Raw genomic sequence first — 20,359 nt, 5'->3', positions numbered from 1 at the left:
AGGATCACGAGGCTCCCTGCCCGTCGAGCCGCCCCTCGACCTGCCCTTCCGACTGCCCTTGGGCCTGCCGGTCCGGCTGCCCTTCGTCCCGTGCTTCCAGCTGCGCTTGGGCCTGCCCGTTGAGCCGCCCGTCGATCTGCCCTTCGGCCTTCCCGTCCGGCTGACCTTCGACCTGCTCGTCGAGCTGCCCGTCGTTGATCCGGATCACCCGGTCCGCCAGCGCGATCATCACCGGGTCGTGCGTGGACACCACCGCCGTGACGCCCTCGGACTCCACGACTCCGCGCAGCAGCGCCATCACCGACAGGCCCGTCTCGGCGTCCAGCTGCCCGGTCGGCTCGTCGGCGATCAACAGCCGAGGCGACGCGGCCAAGGCTCGGGCGATGGCCACCCGCTGCTGCTGGCCGCCGGACAGTTCGCCCGGACGCTGCTGGGCGTGGTCGGCCAGGCCAACGAGCTCCAGCAGCAGCTCGACACGGCGCTCGCGTTCCCGCGAGGGGACGCGGGCCAGGCGCAACGGGGCACCAACGTTCTCCGCGGCCGTCAACACTGGGATCAGCCCGAAGGTCTGAAAGACGTAAGCGACCTTCTTGCGCCGCAGCCGGGACAGGCCATCCTCGTCGAGGGCGGTGACGTCGGTACCGTCGACCAGAACGGTGCCGGCGTCCGGGCGGTCCAGGCCGCCGATGACGTTGAGCAGGGTGGTCTTGCCGGAGCCGGATCGGCCCACGAGGACGACCATGGTCCCGGCGGCGACGTCGAACGACACGTCCCGCAGAGCGTGGACGGCGGTCGGCCCGGACCCGAAGCGCCGGTGAACGCCGCGCACGGTGACCAGCGGGCCGACCGGACCGGAACTCATGCGTGCCCGTCGAGGTCGGGGCGGATCGCGACGTGGTCGGCCTCCAGCGCCAGTCGGACCCGTCTGGTCAGCGCCAGCGCCTCGCGGTAGTCGCGCGGCACCTGGACCCTTCCGGCGCGGTCCATCACGGCGTACTCCTCGGCGATCATGTGCGTGCCGCCGTCGTCGCTGGTGGCGGTGCGGCGTAGCACCTCGCTGCTGGTACGCCCGTCGCGGATCGCCACGGTCCGCTCGACCTGGCCGCTGACCTCGGGGTCGTGGGTCACGACGACGATGGTGACGCCGAGCTGCCGGTTGACGTTCCGCAACGTTCCGAAGACCTCCGCGGAGGTGGCGGTGTCTAGCTCGCCGGTCGGCTCGTCGGCCAGCAGAACGCGGGGCTCGTTGGCGAGGGCCACCGCGATCGCGACACGCATTTGCTGCCCGCCGGACAGCTGGGCGGGACGCCGGTCGGCGCAGTCGGCGACGCCGAGGGCGTCCAGCAGCTCGGCGCTACGGGCGCGGCGGGCACGGGCCGGTGTGCGGGCCATCGTCATCGGCAGGTCGATCATCTGGCGCGCGGTGAGGTAGGGCACGAGGTTGCCGGCCGTCTGCTGCCGGACGAATCCGACGGTGTGCCGCCGGTAGTGCACACGGTCGGCACGGGACATCGACAGCAGGTTCCACCGGTCGACGCGCGCCTGCCCGGCGGTGGGGGCGTCGATCCCGGCGAGGATGGACAGTAATGTCGACTTGCCCGACCCGGACGCCCCGACGACGGCGACCATCTCGCCGCTGTCCACGACCAGGTCCAGCCCCTGTAGCGCCTGCACCTCGACCGACCCGGACTGGTAGATCCGCACCAGGCTCTCGCAGACGATCAGCGCGTCCCGCCCGAACTCCGGCGCTCGCTGAGGCGGCTGAGGCAGGGACAGCGGCGTGCTCGACATGCCCCTCCTCCGGCCCGGGAGTCATGCTGATCTTGGGCCAGACTCTATAGGCCGTCTCGGGGCATTACAGCCCAGACTTCCAGCTACGGTCGGTCGAGCGTGTACAGCGGCTCATTCGGCTACGAAGCGTTCTTAGTCGCCGCTTCTCCACGAGGTCCAGCGATTGCGCTCCCGGCTGAGAGTCGCCCGGAGCAAGCCGACGGACGGACAACGGCGGACAGAACGCCGGGTCGCGCGAAGACGCTGGTCACCAGACGCGGGTGCGGACGCCGTCGGGCTCCTCTGTCACGTTGGCGTGGACGATGCCGAGGAGCCGACGAAGCTCCGCTGCGTCTGCGGCCGTGAGGCCGGCGGTGACCTGCCGTTCGGACTCTCCGGCGAGCGCGATCAGCTTCTGCAGTTCTTCCCGCCCCGACTCCAGTAGCCGGACCAGCTTGACGCGCCGGTCGGTCGGGGAGTCTCGCCGTTCGACGAAACCGTGTTCGACCAGCACGTCCAACAGGCCGACGAGACGGCTGGCGGGAATTCCGAGCGACGCCGCGAGTTGCTGCTGCGACTGGGCTTCGCCGTCTCTCAACCCTTTGAGTATGGCGAAGTGGCGAGGATGCAGGCCGGTCGGCGACAGCGCGGACTCGAACGCCAGCGACGCCGCGTAGCCCACCGAGGCGATCACGAAACCCAGCGGCTCATCGCGTCCGACACCACGTGTGGCAGGCGATTTCCGCATGCCAGCAACATATCAGTACCAAACGATTTCACTTGAAACGATGGGAGCGCGGGGTGCGCCGTGGGTGGAGGTGTGGCGGCCGGCGGCTCTACGCCAGAGACGAGATCACTCACTTGCGCAGTAATTTCGGTCAGAGTAGTTTCAGTTGGAACGACCTGGGCTCGATCGCCCTGGCGTGTCGCCCCCGACTGCCCGAAACAGGGCCCTGAAAGCGGAGATGATCATGGAGACGACCGGCCGTGACACCGTTGAGGCATTCCTGGAGCGAATCCGGCAGGCATGGGACGTCGGCGACGCCGATGCCTACGCTCGGCAGTTCGCCGAAGACGCCTCGTACGTGATCTTCCTCGGTGACGCGATGTTCGGCAGGGCCGCCATCGGCCAGACCCACCACGAGGTGTTCACGAAGTGGCAGAAGGGCACGCGGATGATCATCAGCCCCATCGACGTGCGCACTGTGGACACCGACACCGCCGTGGTGACCACGGTCGGCGGCATCGGCAAAGGCAACAACATCGACTACGACAAGTTCCAGACCTACACCCTGCGTCGCCGGGACGGGCGATGGGAGTGCGTCGCGTTCCAGAACACCGAGATGAGCCGTCGCGCCAAGCGCACTTACCGCGCTTGACGACCGCACGAGCGCACGTGCGAGGCGCCGCCGTCCTACCGCCCCCGGGCGGGCGTGATCGGTGGCAGGGAGGGGAGAGGGCCGAGGTATGACCAGGTGCCGTCCTGGAGGACGAAGCGGCTGTGTTCCTCCATCAGCCCGGGGCGGTTCCGCTGAACGTAGTGGGCACGGAAGAGGACGGTTCCCTCGGTGTCGAGGTAGCTTCCGCCGGCCGTTCGGAGGACTTCGAGGCGCTGCCAGCGCAGGGACTCGTCGAAGTCGATGTGCGGTGGCCGCGTCGACGGATGCCACGTACGCAGGAGGTAGCCCTCGTCATCCACGCAGAAGGCGCTGAACCGCGAGCGCATGAGCCGCTCCGCGGTCGGGGCCTTCATCTCGCCGCGGTGAAAACGCCCACAACAGTCGTCGTACGGTGCGGGCAACCCGCAGAAGCATTGTGCACCCGGATCGGACTGGGTCATCTTCTCATTGTGTCGCCACGAGACCATCACTGTGGCCACTCGTAGCAGCAGGGCGGCCCTGCCGAAAGAGATCGCGGGCAGTGCCTCTACTGTGGCGCGGTGACGACTCAGGTGATCGTGCTGAACGGCGGATCCAGCTCGGGCAAGTCCGGGATCGCCAGGTGTCTGCAGGCGGTGCTGCCGGATCCGTGGCTCGCCGTCAGCGTCGACACGCTCGTCGAGGCGATGCCCGCGTCCATGCGGACATCGGAGACCGGGATCGGGTTCGCCGCGGATGGCGGAGTGAGCGTCGGGTCGGTGTTCCGGGAGCTGGAAGCGGCGTGGATGGAGGGGATCGCCGCGATGGCCCGCGCCGGTGCCCGGGTCGTCGTCGATGACGTCTTCCTCGGCGGAGCGGAGTCCCAGCAGCGGTGGCAGAAGGCCCTTTCCGGACTGGACGTGCTGTGGGTCGGCGTCAGGTGCGAGAGCGCGGTCGCCGCGGGCCGCGAGATCGCCCGGGGGGATCGGGCCCGGGGAATGGCCGCGTCGCAGGCGGAGGCGGCCCATCGGGGCGTGCTCTATGACCTGGAGGTGGACACCACCCGGACCGAGTCCCTGGAGTGTGCGCGGACCATCGCCGCTCAGCTCAGCTTGAGTCGCCCGTAACCGCGTCGGCGCAGGTCGCGAGCCGGCGGGCCAGGGCGTGGACGTGGTCGCGCAGGGCGTCCGGCGACTCGATCACGAACGGGCGGTCCAGCCAGGCGAGGCTGGCGGCGGCCCAGTCCAGCCGCTCGGCCCGCAGCCGGACCCGTACCCAATCCTCGGCAGGCCCTGGCAGATCATGGACTGCCTCCGTGGCGGGATCCGCCGGGAGCTCGTGCACGGTGGCGATACCGGCCGGGAGCCGGGACCGGACCTGCTCGGCCGTGCCCTGGACCCGTAGCGATACCTCGTGCAGGTAGGGCACCGCGGCGAGCCCGGACAGCACCCGGGCGGTCGGGTCGAACCCCTCCGGCACCTCGAACGACCCCGGCAACGTCGTCGCGGTCTCGATCCGGTCCAGCCGGAACGTACGCACCTCGCCGCGGTCCGAGTCGGCGCCGGTCACGTACCAGCGTCCGGAGTGGAGGACGATCCCGTACGGGTGCACGGTGCGTTCGCTGCGCCGCCCGTTCCAGGCCTGGTAGCCGAGGGCGACCGGCCGGCGGTGCCGCGCGGCCTCCGCGAGCATCAGCAGCACGCCCGTCTCCGGGGTGGCCACGCGCCGGGCCGGAGTGGTGAACTCGGTGGTGGCCAGCAGCGCCTCCAGCCGGCGGCCGAGCGCCTCGGGCAGCACGCGGCGCACCTTGGCGGCGGCGCTCTCCATCGCCGCGACGGACGTGGTCACCAGCCCGGCGCGACGGCCCACGACCAGGCCGAGCAGCACGGCCAGGGCCTCCTCGTCGGTGAGCATCAGCGGCGGCATCCGGTATCCGGGGGCGAGCCGGTAGCCGCCGTACCGGCCGCGTACCGATCGGACCGGGACCTCCAGGTCGATCAGGTGGTCGATATAGCGCCGGACGGTGCGTTCGTCCACGCCGAGCCGGTCGGCCAGGTCGGAGACGGTGCGGGTGCCGCCGGCCTGGAGGATCTCCAGCAGGGCGAGCACGCGGGCGGTCGGTCGGGTCATGCCTGAAAGTTTGCCGCGAATACCGGGCGGATCCTGTCCTGTATCCGGCCTAGCGTCGCACTCATGACGACATACGTACTTCTCCCCGGGTTCTGGCTCGGCGCCTGGGCCTGGCGCCCGGTGACGGCCGAGCTGCGCGGCCGCGGGCACGACGTCCACCCGCTCAGCCTGACCGGGATGGGCGAGCGGGCGCACCTGGCCCGGCCCGACACCGACCTGGAGACGCACGTCACCGACGTGCTCAACCTGATCCGTTACGAGGACCTGCACGACGTGGTGCTGGTCGGGCACAGCTACGCCGGTGCGGCGGTGATCCCGAGCGTGGCGGACCGGATGCCGGACCGGATGCCGGACCGGATCGCCCGGCTGGTGTTCATCGACAGCGGACCGCTGCCGGATGGGATGTCCCAGGCGGAGTTCACCTCGCCGGAGGATCAGGCCCGCAACGCCGAACTGGTGGGCGACGGCTGGCAGCTACCAGCCCCACCGTGGCCGCAGCTCGCCGCCGGTGCGTCCGAGCTGTCCGACGACACGCTCGAGCGGCTGACGCGGCTGTCGGCGCCGCAGCCGTGGGCCACCGCCACCACGCCGGTCCGGCTGACAGGGGCCTGGGAGAAGTTGCCGCGACTGCACGTGCTGTGCAGCTTCGGGGTGGAGGAGGTCCGGGCGATGGCCGCGGTCGTTCCCGCCTTCCGGCACATGGCAGGCGATGACTGGGATCACCGGGAGCTGTCCGGCTGGCACTGGCCGATGTTCGACCGGCCCGGCGAGCTGGCGGCGATCCTGCACGAGGCAGGCTGACCGCCCGTCCGCATGGCGCCCCCTGGGGAGGGCCTGGTCCTGTCTGCGCCCAGGCCCGTCCCCATGGCCGTACCGCGACCCGTCACCGCGAGCGCTCGCCGAATGAGACCGACGACAGCACCTGGCGTACGGCGCGGTCCTTCGTACCATGGTGTCGTGTTCGCCCTCCTCCGCTCGGTGTGGCAGGAGCCTCGTCCCCCCGACCCGCCGACGCGGGTGTGGAGGGACTGGGCGCTCGTCGGGGTGCTCGTGCCGGCCGCGGTGCTCGAAGGAGTCTTCCGGCCGGATGTTCCGTGGCGGATGCTCTCGCTGATCCTCACCGTCGGGCTGGTGCCCACGCTGCTGTGGCGCCGGACCAGACCGCTGCTGATGGTGGCGATCGCCTTCGGCGCCTGCGGCCTTGCCGCGTTACTCACGACCGGAGCCCCGCCAGGGCTGAACACCCAGGTGTACATGGTGCTCTTCCCCTACGCGTTGTTCCGGTGGGGGTCCGGACGCGAGGCCGTGGCCGGGTCGGTGATCATCACGGCCAAGGTCGTCGTCTCGCTGATCTCCGGCGACATGAGCCCTGGCAGTACGGTGGCCGCGTTCGCCATCCTGTTCGCCGCGATGGCGCTGGGCGGGGCATTCCGGTATCGGGCCGGCGCGAGGATGCGCGCGCTCGATCAGGTCAAGCTGCTCGAACGGGAACGCCTGGCCCGCGACCTTCACGACACCGTCGCGCATCACGTCTCGGCGATCGCGATCCGCGCCCAGGCGGGTCTGGCGACCTCGCCTTCGGACCCGGACGCCGCCACCGACGCGCTTCGCCTGATCGAGAAGGAAGCGTCGCGCACCCTTTCCGAGATGCGCACCATCGTCCGCGCCCTCCGCCGCGACCAGCCGGCGGAGCTGGCGCCCAGCCCGCACGTCACCGATCTCCAAGGACTCGCGAGCCGGACACACAACGGCCCGTCCGTGCAGGTAGAGATCAACGGTGACCTCGGCGATCTCCCGCCGTCGGTCGCCGCGGCCATCTACCGCCTGGCCCAGGAGTCGGTCACCAACGCCCGGCGGCACGCGCGACACGCGACCCGCATTGACGTCCATGTCGCCGCCGACGACGTATCGGTGCGCCTGTGGGTGAACGACGACGGCGACACCAGCCTCATACGCCCGGCCGCGTCGCCGGGATACGGGCTCATCGGCATGAGCGAACGCGCCGGCCTCCTCGGCGGCACCTGCGAGGCCGGCCCCGACCCCGAGAGAGGCTGGACCGTGACCGCCGTACTGCCGCGTGCCGGGTGGGCGAGATGAGCATCCGGGTGATCGTCGCGGACGATCAGGAGATCGTCCGCACCGGCCTCCGGATGATCCTGAACGCGCAGCCGGGCATCGACGTCGTCGGCGAGGCCGCCGACGGACGGCGAGCCGTCGAACTCGCCCAGCGCGAACGCCCGGACGTGTGCCTGTTCGACATCCGCATGCCGGGCATGGACGGCATCGAAGCCACCCGCGTCCTCGCCGGTCCGGCGGTCGAGGCTCCTCTCGCCGTCGTCGTCATCACCACCTTCGACCTCGACGAATACGTCTACGCCGCGCTCAAGGCCGGCGCCCGGGGATTCCTGCTCAAAGACGCGGGCCCCGACCTGCTCGCCCAGGCTGTCCATGCCGCCGCCGACGGCGAGGCGCTCATCGCCCCGAGCATCACCGCACGACTCCTGCGGGCCTTCGCCGACGCCGCACCCGCGCCGGCGACGGTCCAGCCCATCGACGCGCTCACGGATCGGGAGGAGCAGATCCTCGCCGCCGTGGCACGGGGGCGGACCAACAGCGAGATCGCCCGCGAGCTTCACATCACGCTCAGCACGGTCAAGACGCACATCACCAGCCTGATGGTCAAGCTCGGTGTCCGGAACCGCGTTGACATCGCCATCTGGGCTTACGAGACGAAGCGCGTCGGCAACCGGTTCGGGACGCGCTGACCCCGGAGGCGCGCAGGCCCCGGAGGCGCGCAGGCTCATCGGCCGAAAGTACGGCCCTTCCGTCGGATGATCGGCCGACTCGGCTCAGGCCCTTCTATCGATGAATCGCACCGCACCGGCGGTCACGATCGAGTCATGACCGACGCGGCCGCCGACCACGTCACCGCGACGCGAGCCGTCCGTCGATCGGACCCCAGAAGGGACTTCGCCGTGACCCCCTCCGCCAAGGTAAAACGCCCGGTCTCCGCCAGGGCGGACCGGCGCGTGGCCGCAGGGCTGCTCGTGCTCACCGTCGTTCCGGTGTCCGCCGGCATGGCCCGCCTGGCCGAGCTGCTCGGCGGTGCGGTCGTCACGCCCGAGAACGCCCGGTTCTTCGCGTCGCCCGTACCCGTGATCGTGCACATCATCAGTGTCACGCTGTACAGCGTTCTAGGCGCTTTCCAGTTCCTCCCGGGCCTCCGCCGCCGGAAGCCCGGCCGACACCGCGTCGTCGGGCGGCTCCTGGTGCCGTCCGGACTCGCCGCAGCGCTTTCGGGCCTGTGGATGACCGTGTTCTACCCCCGTCCCGACAACACAGGCGATCTCCTCAGCGGCCTCCGGCTCGTGTTCGGCTCGGCCATGATCCTCTCCATCGTCCTCGGTTTCGCCGCGATCCGGCGGCGGGACATCGCCCGGCATCGCGCCTGGATGATCCGCGGGTACGCGATCGGGCTCGGCGCGGGCACTCAGGTGTTCACTCAGGTCACCTGGATCCTGCTGGTCGGGCCGCTCGGCAAGCCCAGCAATGCGCTGACCATGGCCGCGGGCTGGCTGATCAATCTCGCCTTCGCCGAATGGCTCATCCGCAGGCACCGCCCGAGCCGTTCGGTCGCGTCATCTGGAGGCGGCCGACCGAGCCGTTCCGTGCCTCCTCCACACACCCCGTCGCCGCCGTACGCGGATTCGCGAGCGGTGCCGGCACCCGCCGGCCGGCCGTCGGCCCGTCACGCGGATTCGGCGGCTGTGACCACCACGCCATGCGAGCTTTGAGGAGATCAGATGAAGGCGATCGTCCAGGAACGGTTCGGCCCGCCCGACGTCCTGCGGCTGGCGGACACCGACCCGCCTGAGATCGGGCCGGACGACGTGCTGGTGCAGGTGCACGCGGCCGCGCTCAACCCGTACGACTGGCACATGCTCCGCGGCGACCCCCGCATCGCGCGGCTCATGGGGGGAGTGGGGCTGCTCAGGCCGAAGACACCGGTGGTCGGGATCGACGCGGCGGGACTGGTGGAGGCGGTCGGCGCGAACGTACGCGGCCTGCGGCCCGGCGACGAGGTGCTCGGCTTCTGCCCGGGCGCGTTCGCCGAGTACGCGCGGACCACGGCGGACAAGGTGGTGCCCAAGCCGGCCGATCTGACCTTCGAGCAGGCGGCGGCGGTCCCGATGGCGGCGACGACCGCCCTGCGCGCCGTACGGGACGTCGGCGAGGTCCGGGCCGGGCAGCGGGTGCTCGTGAACGGCGCTGCCGGCGGCGTCGGCACGTACGCCGTCCAGATCGCGACGGCGCTGGGCGCGGACGTCACGGGCGTGTGCGGCACGGCCAACGTCGAACTCGTGCGCTCCATCGGCGCCGCGCACGTCATCGACTACACGACCGAGGACTTCGCCGACGGACGCCTGCGCTACGACGTGATCCTCGACAACGTGGGCAACCGGCCGCTGAACCGGTTGCGCGCGGCGCTCACCCCGAAGGGGATCCTCGTGCTCAACGCCGGAGGCTCACCCGGCCGCGTGGTCGGGGCGGTCGGCGCCATGCTCCGCGCGGCCGTCGTCAACGGCTTCGTCCGGCAGCGGCTCCGGCCGCTGATGACCCGCCAGAGCCGGGACGACCTGCTCGCCGTCACCCGGCTCATCCAGGACGGGAAGCTGACGCCGATCCTCGGCCGGACCTACCAGCTGGTCGACACCGCCGAAGCCCTGCGCCACGTCGAGCAGGGGCACGCCCGCGGCAAGCTCGTCGTCACCGTTCGGTGAGACCCTGACAAGGGCGTCTCTTCCTCGAAGAGACGCCCTTGGCCGTTCTGGCAGGTACGGACGGGTGCGTGCCGGTCGCCGCACCGACCGCGGTCCAGCCCCGCCACGGGTGTCCTACGTGCGGCCGACTCCACGCCGTGCTTCAGGGCGATGCGTCCTGCCGAGCCGACGCGTCGGCGATGGTCATTTGAACGGGAGCTCCGACGGCGGGGACGGCTTCTTGTTCGTCCAGCCCGAGCTCCGCAGTAGCGAGTAACCGATCACGAAGCCGGGCTTGCGGGTGCGGTACTCGCCACCCGGCTCGACGAGCACCTGCTCGTCGCCGAGGTATTCCCCGGTGTTCGGGTCGAACAGCAGGACTTCCCGCTTTGCATAGGCGCTCTTCGTCCAGATGAGCTTTCCGTCCTTGCCGGGTTCAGGGGCCGTGTCGCTCCAGTCCGCGCCGATCGCGATGGCGCGCCGTCCGAGCGGGTCGGTCATCGTGCCGAGGTTGCGCACGCCGGGCTGGACGGCCAGCGCCCGCATCAGCGCGGCGCGAACCTTGGGCGGCAGCGGGACGCTGCTGAACGCCTCATGAGCGTTCAGAGCCGCATTTGCCGGGTTGCCGGCGGCCCACTTCGCATACTCAGGGGACGCTTTGCCCTTAACGCTCTGGTTCCGCATCAGGAACATCTTTGTGAGCTTGGCGGGATCCGGCGGCAGGTTCTGCGCCTGGGCGGCCGTCAGCCGGACACCGGAGCCCAGCGCGGAGAAGGTTCCGCCGTTCTCATGGTCGGTATCCGGCTTCCAGCTCCCCGCCGCCGTGGTGCAGGGGACGTAGTGGTCGGTGCTCCACACGTGGAAGCTCTTCGGGGATCCCGCCCTGCGCCAGGCGGCCTCGTCCTCCTTGGTCAGCGGACGGGCGGGAAGGTCGCGCCCGTAGAACAGGTGGCCGCCGCCGGCCTCGACCGCCGTCCACTCGAAGGTCTCATCGTGCGCGCAGGTGACGGCATATCCACCCTTGACGATGAAGGACGGTCCGCTGATCTGGTCGGTGTACCAGTACTTTCCCATCGGCTGCTTGGCCGCCTCGTCCGCGGCGGCCAAGAGCACGTTCTGTCCCTGGAACGGCGTGCCCGTGGACCTGCCCGGTGTCGGTGTGCCTCCGCCCGTACCCGCGACCAGGACGGTCGCCGTCACCGCGACCGCACCCGCGGCGACCGCCGGGACGAACCGCCGAACATGCCTCCGCCGCCGTACGGCCTCCCGCGGTTGACCGAACGCCCGGCCCAGTTCGCTCCGGCGGACCTCTTCACCGATCCCTCCGGCACCGCTGAGGTGGGCCGGCCGGGCGTCGGCCAGTTCCTGCATGATGTCCTTCACGAGAACTCCACTTCGATCGCGGTGCGGTGCTGTGACGCCTCCTGCGCTTGCCGGCTCATCGCCGCGGTCAGCCGCCTGCGCGCCCGGTGCAGCCGTACGCGCAGCGACGCCACGCTGCATCCGAGGACGCGCGCGGCCTCCCGGGAGCTCAGGCCCTGCCAGGCGACGAGGGTGAGCAGCTCACGGTCGCCATCGGAGAGCGCGGCGAGGGCGCGCAGCATCGCGATGCGGTCGACGACACCGTCGGCGACGTCGGACTGTGCTTCTGTCGTCCACCGTCGCAGTTCCGCGGCGAGGGAATCCCGCCGCGTCTGCGCCCGTACGGAGTCACGGATCACGTTGCGGGCGACACCGAGCAGCCACGGCAACGACGCGGACGGCATCTCTCCGAAGCGCCGCCACGCCACCATGAACGTCTCGCTCACGACCTCGTCGGCGGCCTGCCCGCCGACACGGCTGGCGGCGTACGCCCACACCCGCATCCGGTACGCGTCGTACAGCGCGGTGAACCGTTCTCTGTCGTCATCCACTCGCTCTCCCAGATTCGGGGGCTTTGTCACGACGAAGTGGCCGCGGGACGACGAACGTTACGGCGAATGATCAAGAACTCTGGCATGCCTTGAGCCGCGCCGGGCCTCGGAGGTACGGCGTCGATCAGTCCCCGGATCGGGGGGCAGCGTCGTACGGTCGGGGCTGTGAGGCACATTGATAATCTGGCCGTCCTGTTGCTGATTGGCGGCTGAGATGCGCGTTGAGATCGTGGTGTTCGATGGTTTCGATGAGATCGACGTGTTCGGTCCGTTCGAGGTCCTGTCCAGCGCCGGTTTCGACGTGGACCTGGTCGCCGTCGAGCGTCCCGGCGTGGTCACGAGCATGCGCGGAGTCAGCCTGAACATCTCAGCGGTGCTCGGCACGGGAGACGGGGTCGTCGTCCCCGGCGGTGGCTGGCTGAACCACGCCGAACAGGGATCATGGGCCCAGGCCGAGCGTGGAATCCTCCCGAAGAGACTGGTGGAGATCGCGCCGGACACGCGATGGCTCGCATCGGTGTGCACGGGCACGATGCTGCTTGCGGCGGCCGGCCTGTTGACCGACCGTTACGCCACCACCAACCGGAACGCGTTCGAGGAACTCGCCCCGTACGTCGCCGAGGTCGTCGACGCACGCGTCGTCGACGACGGCGACCGGATCACCGCCGGAGGTCTCACCGCCGGGCTGGACCTGGGGCTGTGGATCACGGAGCGCGAGCTCGGGTCGAATGTCGCCGACCGGGTCTCTCGGTCGATCGAATACACGCGGCAAGGGCGCGTATGGCACGCGCCCAAGAAGGCGTAGCGGAAATGACCACGCGACCGTACGTGCTGCTCAGTGTGGCCGCGTCCATCGACGGTTACATCGACGACGCCACTCCCGACCGCCTGGTGCTGTCGAATGAGGCCGACCTCGACCGCGTCGACCAGGTACGCGCCGAGTCCGACGCCATCCTCATCGGCGCCACCACCCTGCGGCGGGACAACCCCAAGCTGCTGGTGAACTCCGCCGAGCGGCGCGACGAGCGTGAGGCACGCGGCCTGCCGCCGTACCCGTTGAAGGTCACCGTCACCCGCAGCGGTGACCTCGACCCGGACCTGAAGTTCTGGCACCACGGCGGCGACAAGCTCATCTACTGCCCGGACTCGGCCGTTCCCGGGCTGCGGGAACGGCTGGGGGACCTGGCCGGCGTCGCGGGTCTCGGCGCCGGCCTCGATTTCGAGGCCATGCTCGATGACCTCGGCCGGCGGGGCGTCGAACGGCTCATGGTCGAAGGCGGCGGGACGATCCACACGCAGTTCCTCACCGCCGGCCTGGCCGATGAGATCCACCTCGCCATCGCGCCGTTCTTCCTCGGTGACCCCGCCGCCCCGCGGTTCGTCAATCCAGGGGACTTCCCCAACGGGCCGGGGGACCGGATGAGGCTCGCGGAGGCACGCACGATCGGGGACATAGCATTTTTGCGCTACCTCCCCAAGGAGAAGGTCGAGTAGTTGCCCCTCGTATCCCCCAGCCGCTCGGAAGACTACGGATGGCTGTCCTTCGCCATCGGCCTGGCCAAGCAGTGCCCGCCCAGTGACACCGCGTTCTCGGTCGGATGCGTGATCGTGGACGGGCAGGGAAGCGAGATCTCTCAGGGCTTCTCGCGGGAGCGACCGCACTTCCACGCCGAAGAGTCCGCCCTGAGCAAGATCGCGCCCGACGACGAGCGCCTGCCCGGTGCCACGCTCTACAGCTCCCTCGAACCCTGCACCCGGCGCAACTCCGGGCCCCACACGTGCACTGAGCTGATCATCGCCTCCGGGATCAGGCGGGTGGTCATCGCGTGGCGCGAACCACCGGTCTTCGTCACCGACGCCCACGGGGCCGATGCCCTGCAAGCCGCCGGGATCACCGTCGTGGAGGTGCCCGAACTGGCCGAGGCGGCAGCGGCGGCGAACACCCACATCCTCGACCCGGACGCCAACGCCCGATCATTAACCCGAGCGAGAGGCGCTACCTCGCTGACCGCGTGAACGTCGTCGAGCCGGCACCCGGACACCGGGGCGTCCGGACCAGGCCTGGTCGGACAAGCCGCCGGCCGAACACGACCCGTCCAGGACCGTGACCCGACCCGCGCGATCAGGCGCCGAGGAATCGTTCCACGGTCGCGGTGAACTCCTTCGGGGCGGTGACCCAGGGGAAGTGGGCTCCCGGCACGGAGGCGGCGCGCGCGTCGGGGAAGAGCGCGGCGTACGCGGCGGCATGGTCGGCGGTCGGGGCCAGGTCGTCCTCTCCGGCGATGACCAGGACGGGCGCCGGCAGCCCCTTGACGGCCGTGCGGGTCGCGTCCGGGTCGAAGGTGCCCCTGCCGTGGAACCCCTGCGCGGCAGCCCGTACGGCCGGGAACGACCGGTCGTGCGCCTCGGCGACGTCGTTCCAGGGGCTGTAGAGGAAGGGGCGGGTGGCCCGGCGGGTCTCGTCCCGTTCGTCGCCGGCGTCCCAGGCGTCGAGTGCGGCGCGGGCGGTCGCGTACCACGGCTCCCCGGACCGGCGCTCGACCGCGGCGAACCATTCCTCGTCGGTCGGGTCGAGACCGACGGCGCGCGGGCTCGGTGTCACCAGGACGAGCCGGCGGATCCGGTGCGGGTGGCGTGCCGCGTAGAGCACGGCCAGGTCGGCGGCCGCGGAATGGCCGAGCAGGTCCATGCTCTCCAGCCCGAGGTGCTCCCGGAGCGCCTCGACGTCGGCGACGAGCCTGCCGACCCCGTACGTGCGCGGGTCCTCGGGCGCCGCCGAGCCACCGGTCCCACGGTTGTCCAGGAGGATCAACCGTCGGGTGGTCGCGAGGCCGCCGAGGTCGCCCAGGTATCCCGACGGCCGACCAGGGCCTCCCGCAAGGCATACGAGCGGCTCGCCCTGACCCGCGAGACGGTAGGCCAGGACCGTGCCGTCATGGGACGAGAAGGTCGGCATGCGCCCAAGACGACCACAGAGGCAGGGCCGGGGGCAATTCAGGGTGCGGACCTGCCCCCCGGCGGGTGCCGCGCCGTCCACCGGGGGCACGTCCGCGGCCTCGATGTCAGAAGGGGAGCCCGCCGGCGTGCGGGTAGGGAGCCGGGTCGCCCTTGGCCTCGGAGACCAGGAGGGTGACCGAGTCGGAACTGCGCATCCACGCGCCCGTGACGCGCCGGTCGCCTTGGGGGCGCCAGGAGGGCGGCGGGTCATAGGAGCTTCCTGAGCCGTCCTTCTTGAACTCCCCGATGAGATAGGCGGCCGTCATCTTCCGCTTGCGCAGCCGGGCCAGCGCGTCGGCGACGGTACGTCCGGTCAGGTGCAGGCTCGCCGGGTTGTCGCCCGCGGCGGGGCGCTGGATACCGTAGACCTGGCGTGTCCGAGGACGCGGTCGGCAGGACGGCCAACTCGTCGCGGAGCATCGCCGTCTTGATCGCGTGTCTTCGCTCGCCGCGGCGATGGTTGGCCAGCACCCGGCGCGCCGCCCCGTACAGCCAGAGGCGGGTCTCGTCACCGGGCGGCAGGTCGTCCGCCCGACGCCAGGCGATGGCGAACGTCTCGGCCACCACGTCGGCGGCGTCGTCGGGGGAATGACAGCGCCACAGTGCGTAGCCGAGCAGGGGTCGGTAGTTCTGCCCGTAGACGGCGGCGAACTCGTCTTTGTCCAATGGGGGTTCGTCCTCCTCGGACGGCCTCGGGCGGTGTTCGGTCGGCACCCCCACATGTCCGACCCCACCGGATTTCTTTCACCCGCCGGCGATGACGTTCCCCTCGGCTCCCGGGTCCGTCGTCTCGGCGAGGCGGCGGGTCAGGTAGCGCTGCTCGGCCTCGGTCGCCGCCAGGGCGAGCGCGTCGCGGTAGGCGTCGGCGGCCTCGCCGAGGCGACCGAGGCGGCGGAGCAGGTCGGCGCGCGTCGCGGGCAGCAGGCGGTAGCCGGCCGCGTCGCCCGACGCCTCCAGGGACTCCACGATCGCCAGGCCCGCCGCCGGGCCCTCGGCCATCGCCACCGCGACCGCTTGGTTCAGCCGTACGACCGCGGACGGGACGATCCGTGCCAGTTCCCCGTACAGCGCGGCGATCTGCGCCCAGTCGGTGTCGGCCGCGTCGGCCGCCGTGGCGTGGCAGGCCGCGATGGCGGCCTGGATCTGGAACGGCCCAGGTCGGCCTCGCCGCAGGGCCCCCTCCAGGATGGCGGCCCCCTCGTCGATCTCACCGCGATCCCAGCGCGTACGGTCCTGGTCCTCCAGGGTCACCAGCGTGCCGGTGTCGTCGACGCGGGCGGCGCGGCGGGCGTGGTGGAGGAGCATGAGCGCGAGCAGGCCGGGGGCCTCGGGTTCGTCCGGCATCAGCCGTACGAGGAGGCGGCCCAGCCGGATGGCCTCGGCGCACAGGTCGTGCCGCATGAGGTCCGCGCCCGCGCTCGCCGCGTACCCCTCGTTGAACAGCAGGTAGAGGACGGCGAGGACCCCTCCCGTTCGCTCGGGCAGCAGGTGGGCCGGTGGCACGCGGTAGGGGATGCCGGCGTTCCGGATCTTCTGCTTCGCCCGGACCAGGCGCTTGGCCATCGTCTGCTCCGGGACCAGGAACGCCCGGGCGATCTCGGCGGTGGTCAGACCGGCCAGCGTCCGCAGGGTGAGGGCCACTCTCGCCTCGAGGGCCAAGGCGGGGTGGCAGCAGGTGAAGATCAGCCGCAGCCGGTCGTCCGGCACGCCGCTCTCGTCGACGGCCTCATCGCCCGGCCGAACGGCCGCCGCGACCTGCCGGAGCTTGTCGGCCTCGGTCGATCGCCGGCGGAGCCGGTCCACGGCGCGGTTGCGCGCCGCCGTGGTGAGCCAGGCGCCGGGGCGGCGCGGGAGGCCGTCGCGCGGCCAGCGTTCCAGCGCGAGCGCGAAGGCCTCCTGCGTGCATTCCTCGGCGAGGTCCCAGTCACCGGTCGCCCGGATCAGGGTGGCGATGACGCTTCCCCGCTCCTCCCGGAACGCGGCGGCGATCGCCGCCTCGACCTCGGGCGTCATTCCTCCCACAGCGGTCTGAGCTCGATCGACCCGAACCGGGCGGCCGGGTGCTTGGACGCGATCTCGATCGCCTCGTCGAGGTCCGCGCACTCGATGATGTCGAAGCCTCCCACCTGCTCCTTCGTCTCGGCGAACGGCCCGTCGGACAGCAGCACCTCATCACCGCGGGCCCGGACGGTCGTGGCGTCGCTCACCGGCCGCAGCCGCGATCCCTGCAGGCGTGCGCCGCGGCGCTCCATCTCCGTGACCCACGCCGTGGGATCGGCGTTCTCCGGGTTTATCCCGAGGGTCTCGTCAATGCAGATCAACATCATGTACCGCATCATGCCTCCCGGTCGGTCGGTGTGGTCGCGCGCCGGACGAGCGCCCCGATGATGGAGATCCTTCCGCGCCGCCGCATCGGGGTGACGGGTGCGTCCGGCAGGGCGGACCGCTCCGATCGGGCGGCGAACGCCTGCATGACGAGCGCGCTGAACGGATCGGTCATGGCGATTCTCCTGTCCCGCGCCCCGGGCGGGGGCGCCTCCGGATTCGTCCGACAGCACCACGACGAACGGGAGGACCCGGGATGGACAGTGACCGTCGACTTCTTTCCGCACCGGTCGTCGCCCGGTGCGGGTGTCGCGCGATTCTGCTGAGATCCGCGCGGCAGACCTGTTCCCGGGCCGGCGCCTGGAGCGAGTCGGCCCTACCGCGCGGAGAGCCGTACGGAGACGCCGTGTCGCGTGTAGACCGGCTCGGCGTGCACGCCGGGAACATCGACCGTGACGGCGGCGAACCGGCCGTCGAAGACGCGCGCCCGCAGAACCGGGAGCACGGCGCCGTACGGCGGCCGGGCCACCGGGTCCAGGGCGAGCCTGAGGGCGCCGCCGTCGAGGCGGGCCCGGCCCTCGACGTCCAGTGCCGCCCGGCGGTGATGGTCCAGCGTCACCTCGAGCGTCCCCCCGGCGCCCTGGGCGAACGTCCCTCGGACGTGAAGCGGGGTCGCGGGCGCCACCCGGAGTGTCCCGCCGCGGAGCCGTACGTCGCCGGAGCCGAGGGCGGTCGTGGACGCGGCGACGAGCGTTCCGGCGTCGACGGCCGTGCCGCCGGTGTAGCGATTGCGGCCGGTGAGCGTGAGCGCGCCGGTGCCGAGCTTGACCAGGCCACCGGGGCCGTCGATGTCGTTGCGCCAGCTGTCGGCGGCGGCAAGGCCGCCGTCGGCCGCGGTGAGCGTGACTCGGACGTCCGACTCGAAGCGGCCATAGCCGTCCGCCGCGGCGAAGAGGTCGAGCCGTCCCCATCCCTCGTACCCGTCCAGCAGCGGATACCCGGCGGGCAGCGCGGTGGAGCGGAGGACGGCGCGGCGCTGCTCGGCCGTCAGGTACGGCTGGCGCGTTTCCAGCAGGACCTCGGCGCCCTTCGGCACGGTCAGCGGGACGTCCCGCCCCCGCCGCCGCAGGACGTAGGTCGAGCGCCGGGTCACCTGGGTCGCGTTCGCGGCACGGTCGGCGTACGGGTCGGTGTCCGGGCCGGCGGAGTGCGCGAAGGCGAAGAGGGTGTCGGCGGTGCTGCCGGTGCGGGCCTGGAAGTACGCCGCGGCCTGCGCCCGCGCGGCGGCCTTGAGCGACGCGTTGGCCGGGTCGTACAACGTGGCCGCGGCGAGCGCGGTGGCCAGGATCCGGCCGCCGATGACGTCCACGGTGGAGTGCATGCCGGCCACGATCCGGGTGTGTGAGAGGACCGAGGCGTGCGCGACGAGCTCCTGGAACCGTTCAGGCACGGCGTACGCGAGGGCGAGCGAGGCGAGATGGAAGGCGTTGGTGTGGCCGCTCGGGAAGCCTCCGTCACTGGCGGGCGTCGTCCCGCGCTGCCGCAGGAGTTGCGGGGCCACGACGACGTCCGACTCATAGACGGGGAAGCCCAGCGCGTCCACCTTGCCGGTGTCCACGACCGTGCTTTCCTCGGTCATCCGCCACGGACGCGGGTACTGGTAGGCGAACTTGCTCGGGTTCCCGGAGGCGTACGGCCCGCGCAGCGTGTTCACGAGCTGAACGACGCGGCCGAGGTCGGAGTCGGGCGAGCCCGCGCCGATGGCCGACCCGGCCGGAGCGCCGGGCGGGACGGCGTCGTCGACGAGACCGGCCGGGGTGCCGTCCGGAGCGGAGGTGATGCCGGTGACGGCCTTGGCCCCCGCGTAGTAGTACGACGCGAGCGGACCGAGTCCGGCGATGACCCCGTAGCTCTGGTGCTGCCGGTCGTGGATGAAGGCGTCCTTCGCCTCCGCTTCCGTACGAGCGCGCGTGATCGCGGCGCAGTAGCGCATGTTGGCGCGCAGCGTCTCGTGGTCGAGGACGGTCCCGGTGTTCCAGGCGTCGCCGGTGTGCCACAGATCGGCGAAGCCGCCAAGGGCGCGTACGGCGGCGTTGCCCGCGGCGGTCAGGTCCGCCATGGTGTTGGTGGTGTACGCGTCGACGAAGGCGGTGGACGACGGTCCGGTCGCGGAGGTGACCGCGTCGGCGCGTCGCGGGTCGACGAGCGGACTGAGGACGGTCGGCGCGGTCAGGACGGCGGCCGAGGCGCCGAGAGAGGTGCGCAGAAAACGCCGTCGATCCACGGGGGTCGCAGGAGACGTCACGTTCGTCCTTTGAGCAGGCCACGGGGCAGGTGGCTTTGAGCGATGAGGCGGGGAGCGGCTCAGAGAGGTCCCCGGCGCAGCATCGGGTACGGCGGCGACCGAGCGGCGAACGGCGGATGTGCGCGATGTGAACGCCGCACCTCACGGCCTGCGACACCTGCGCCTACGGTCGGCGGTCGCGCCGGTCCACCATGCTGACGCCGCCGTGCGAGCCCGGGGCCGCTGCGGTCAGGGGAGGCGCTTGACCCAGCGGCTCCATTCCGGCTGCGGGTGATAGCCGGCGGCGGTCCAGGCGGGAGCGGCCAGGTCGTTGTCGTCCAGCACCATCGCGTCGACGCGGAAGGCGCCGAACTCCCGCATCCGCTGCTCGGCGAAGCCGATCAGAGCGCGGGCGATGCCCTTGCGGCGGTGGTCCGGATGCACGGCGAGGCGGTAGAGGTGCGCCCGCCACCCGTCCCAGCCGGCGATCAGAGTGCCGACGAGCGCGCCGTCGAGCTCCGCGAGCAGCACGGCCTCCGGGTCGCGCGCGACCAGCGCGTGATAGGCCGCGACCGAATCGTGCCGGTCGGTCCCCTCGGCCGCCGACTTCCAGAAGGCCAGGACCGTCTCCGCCTCGTCGGCCCGCCCGTACCGGATCTTGACGTCGTTCACGCGACGAACGTACCGGCAGCCGGAGACCCAGCAGCGCCCGGCGCCCCACGCCAGCCGTGCCGCGCTGGCCGTGCCGCGCTGGCCGTACCGTGCAGGCCATCCCGGGCCGACCGTCCTGCGCCGACCGTGTCGCGCCGGCTGCTCAGGGGC

25 protein-coding genes are annotated in these 20,359 nt (G+C 71.4%); 10 read left to right on the top strand and 15 right to left on the bottom strand.

What is annotated here, in order from left to right; genetic code table 11:
- Positions 1–4: 4 nt before the first annotated feature.
- The 3 genes from ACQP2O_RS50500 to ACQP2O_RS50490 form a co-directional block, all read right to left on the bottom strand.
- A complete protein-coding gene (locus ACQP2O_RS50500) occupies positions 5–862 on the bottom strand; it encodes an ABC transporter ATP-binding protein (protein WP_433177158.1) in 858 nt (285 codons plus the stop codon).
- Complete coding sequence (locus ACQP2O_RS50495) at positions 859–1,791, bottom strand: ABC transporter ATP-binding protein (RefSeq protein ID WP_433177156.1); 933 nt, start codon at positions 1,789–1,791, stop codon at positions 859–861. Before ACQP2O_RS50495 ends, ACQP2O_RS50500 begins: the two co-directional genes overlap by 4 nt.
- Before the next feature lie 247 nt (positions 1,792–2,038).
- Positions 2,039–2,518, bottom strand: a complete 480-nt coding sequence (locus tag ACQP2O_RS50490; protein WP_433177154.1) for a MarR family winged helix-turn-helix transcriptional regulator — start codon at positions 2,516–2,518, stop codon at positions 2,039–2,041.
- Between the two features lie 223 nt (positions 2,519–2,741).
- On the opposite strand from ACQP2O_RS50490, the gene ACQP2O_RS50485 reads away from it, so the two are divergent.
- On the top strand, positions 2,742–3,149 hold the full coding sequence (locus tag ACQP2O_RS50485) for an SgcJ/EcaC family oxidoreductase (protein WP_433177152.1): 408 nt from the start codon (positions 2,742–2,744) through the stop codon (positions 3,147–3,149).
- A gap of 35 nt (positions 3,150–3,184) precedes the next feature.
- On the opposite strand, the gene ACQP2O_RS50480 is transcribed toward ACQP2O_RS50485, so the two are convergent.
- A complete protein-coding gene (locus tag ACQP2O_RS50480; RefSeq protein ID WP_433177150.1) occupies positions 3,185–3,610 on the bottom strand; it encodes a YchJ family protein in 426 nt (141 codons plus the stop codon).
- Positions 3,611–3,709: 99 nt separating this feature from the next.
- Between ACQP2O_RS50480 and cpt the strand changes: the two genes are divergently transcribed.
- The gene (cpt, locus tag ACQP2O_RS50475) at positions 3,710–4,255 is read left to right on the top strand and encodes a chloramphenicol phosphotransferase CPT (protein ID WP_433177149.1); all 546 of its coding nucleotides are present in this window, start codon (positions 3,710–3,712) and stop codon (positions 4,253–4,255) included.
- Here cpt and ACQP2O_RS50470 read toward each other — a convergent pair.
- Positions 4,236–5,258 carry a helix-turn-helix transcriptional regulator gene (locus tag ACQP2O_RS50470; protein ID WP_433177147.1) on the bottom strand — a complete coding sequence of 341 codons (1,023 nt, stop codon included), beginning with the start codon at positions 5,256–5,258 and terminating at the stop codon, positions 4,236–4,238. The two genes, cpt and ACQP2O_RS50470, sit on opposite strands and share 20 nt — an antisense overlap.
- Positions 5,259–5,321: 63 nt before the next feature.
- Between ACQP2O_RS50470 and ACQP2O_RS50465 the strand changes: the two genes are divergently transcribed.
- The 5 genes from ACQP2O_RS50465 (at position 5,322) to ACQP2O_RS50445 (ending at position 10,039) form a co-directional block, all read left to right on the top strand.
- Positions 5,322–6,059 (top strand): alpha/beta fold hydrolase, encoded by a 738-nt coding sequence (locus tag ACQP2O_RS50465; protein ID WP_433177145.1) that lies wholly within the window; start codon positions 5,322–5,324, stop codon positions 6,057–6,059.
- Positions 6,060–6,215: 156 nt separating this feature from the next.
- Positions 6,216–7,355 carry a sensor histidine kinase gene (locus ACQP2O_RS50460; RefSeq protein WP_433177143.1) on the top strand — a complete coding sequence of 380 codons (1,140 nt, stop codon included), beginning with the start codon at positions 6,216–6,218 and terminating at the stop codon, positions 7,353–7,355.
- Complete coding sequence (locus tag ACQP2O_RS50455; protein ID WP_433177141.1) at positions 7,352–8,023, top strand: response regulator; 672 nt, start codon at positions 7,352–7,354, stop codon at positions 8,021–8,023. The genes ACQP2O_RS50460 and ACQP2O_RS50455 overlap by 4 nt, the downstream gene beginning before the upstream one ends.
- A gap of 135 nt (positions 8,024–8,158) precedes the next feature.
- Positions 8,159–9,052 (top strand): DUF2306 domain-containing protein, encoded by an 894-nt coding sequence (locus ACQP2O_RS50450; RefSeq protein WP_433177139.1) that lies wholly within the window; start codon positions 8,159–8,161, stop codon positions 9,050–9,052.
- Positions 9,053–9,061: 9 nt separating this feature from the next.
- Complete coding sequence (locus tag ACQP2O_RS50445) at positions 9,062–10,039, top strand: NAD(P)-dependent alcohol dehydrogenase (protein WP_433177137.1); 978 nt, start codon at positions 9,062–9,064, stop codon at positions 10,037–10,039.
- Between the two features lie 183 nt (positions 10,040–10,222).
- Here the strand turns inward: ACQP2O_RS50445 and ACQP2O_RS50440 are convergent, their stop codons facing one another.
- Together ACQP2O_RS50440 and ACQP2O_RS50435 are read right to left on the bottom strand one after the other, a co-directional pair.
- A complete protein-coding gene (locus tag ACQP2O_RS50440; protein WP_433177135.1) occupies positions 10,223–11,401 on the bottom strand; it encodes a CU044_5270 family protein in 1,179 nt (392 codons plus the stop codon).
- The gene (locus ACQP2O_RS50435) at positions 11,398–11,931 is read right to left on the bottom strand and encodes an RNA polymerase sigma factor (RefSeq protein ID WP_433177133.1); all 534 of its coding nucleotides are present in this window, start codon (positions 11,929–11,931) and stop codon (positions 11,398–11,400) included. Before ACQP2O_RS50435 ends, ACQP2O_RS50440 begins: the two co-directional genes overlap by 4 nt.
- 214 nt (positions 11,932–12,145) lie before the next feature.
- Between ACQP2O_RS50435 and ACQP2O_RS50430 the strand changes: the two genes are divergently transcribed.
- From ACQP2O_RS50430 to ACQP2O_RS50420, 3 genes are read left to right on the top strand one after another with little or no spacing between them, the layout of a single operon-like run.
- Complete coding sequence (locus tag ACQP2O_RS50430; protein WP_433177131.1) at positions 12,146–12,736, top strand: DJ-1/PfpI family protein; 591 nt, start codon at positions 12,146–12,148, stop codon at positions 12,734–12,736.
- A gap of 5 nt (positions 12,737–12,741) precedes the next feature.
- Positions 12,742–13,425, top strand: coding sequence for a RibD family protein (locus ACQP2O_RS50425; RefSeq protein ID WP_433177129.1), 684 nt, complete (start codon positions 12,742–12,744; stop codon positions 13,423–13,425).
- Positions 13,426–13,947, top strand: a complete 522-nt coding sequence (locus ACQP2O_RS50420; protein WP_433177127.1) for a dCMP deaminase — start codon at positions 13,426–13,428, stop codon at positions 13,945–13,947.
- Positions 13,948–14,053: 106 nt separating this feature from the next.
- Here the strand turns inward: ACQP2O_RS50420 and ACQP2O_RS50415 are convergent, their stop codons facing one another.
- From ACQP2O_RS50415 to ACQP2O_RS50380, 8 genes are all read right to left on the bottom strand, one after another.
- The gene (locus tag ACQP2O_RS50415) at positions 14,054–14,887 is read right to left on the bottom strand and encodes an alpha/beta fold hydrolase (RefSeq protein ID WP_433177125.1); all 834 of its coding nucleotides are present in this window, start codon (positions 14,885–14,887) and stop codon (positions 14,054–14,056) included.
- Between the two features lie 106 nt (positions 14,888–14,993).
- Entirely contained in the window at positions 14,994–15,194 is a 201-nt protein-coding gene (locus ACQP2O_RS50410; protein ID WP_433191567.1) for a hypothetical protein, read from the bottom strand.
- Positions 15,136–15,642: an RNA polymerase sigma factor gene (locus ACQP2O_RS50405; protein ID WP_433177123.1), complete on the bottom strand. Its 507-nt coding sequence runs from the start codon at positions 15,640–15,642 to the stop codon at positions 15,136–15,138. Before ACQP2O_RS50405 ends, ACQP2O_RS50410 begins: the two co-directional genes overlap by 59 nt.
- Positions 15,643–15,672: 30 nt before the next feature.
- The gene (locus ACQP2O_RS50400) at positions 15,673–16,941 is read right to left on the bottom strand and encodes an RNA polymerase sigma factor (RefSeq protein ID WP_433177121.1); all 1,269 of its coding nucleotides are present in this window, start codon (positions 16,939–16,941) and stop codon (positions 15,673–15,675) included.
- Entirely contained in the window at positions 16,938–17,255 is a 318-nt protein-coding gene (locus tag ACQP2O_RS50395) for a YciI family protein (RefSeq protein ID WP_433177119.1), read from the bottom strand. The genes ACQP2O_RS50400 and ACQP2O_RS50395 overlap by 4 nt, the downstream gene beginning before the upstream one ends.
- 8 nt (positions 17,256–17,263) lie before the next feature.
- Positions 17,264–17,428, bottom strand: coding sequence for a hypothetical protein (locus tag ACQP2O_RS50390; RefSeq protein WP_433177117.1), 165 nt, complete (start codon positions 17,426–17,428; stop codon positions 17,264–17,266).
- Between the two features lie 201 nt (positions 17,429–17,629).
- Positions 17,630–19,558 (bottom strand): phosphatase PAP2 family protein, encoded by a 1,929-nt coding sequence (locus ACQP2O_RS50385; RefSeq protein WP_433177115.1) that lies wholly within the window; start codon positions 19,556–19,558, stop codon positions 17,630–17,632.
- Positions 19,559–19,786: 228 nt separating this feature from the next.
- Positions 19,787–20,209 carry a GNAT family N-acetyltransferase gene (locus tag ACQP2O_RS50380; protein WP_433177113.1) on the bottom strand — a complete coding sequence of 141 codons (423 nt, stop codon included), beginning with the start codon at positions 20,207–20,209 and terminating at the stop codon, positions 19,787–19,789.
- Between the last annotated feature and the right edge of the window lie 150 nt (positions 20,210–20,359).

It is taken from the genome of Actinoallomurus sp. CA-150999, from assembly GCF_050942425.1.
Lineage (GTDB): Bacteria > Actinomycetota > Actinomycetes > Streptosporangiales > Streptosporangiaceae > Actinoallomurus.
The sequence above is the reverse complement of the archived record's forward strand: the minus strand, read 5'-3'. Positions and strand labels throughout refer to the sequence as shown.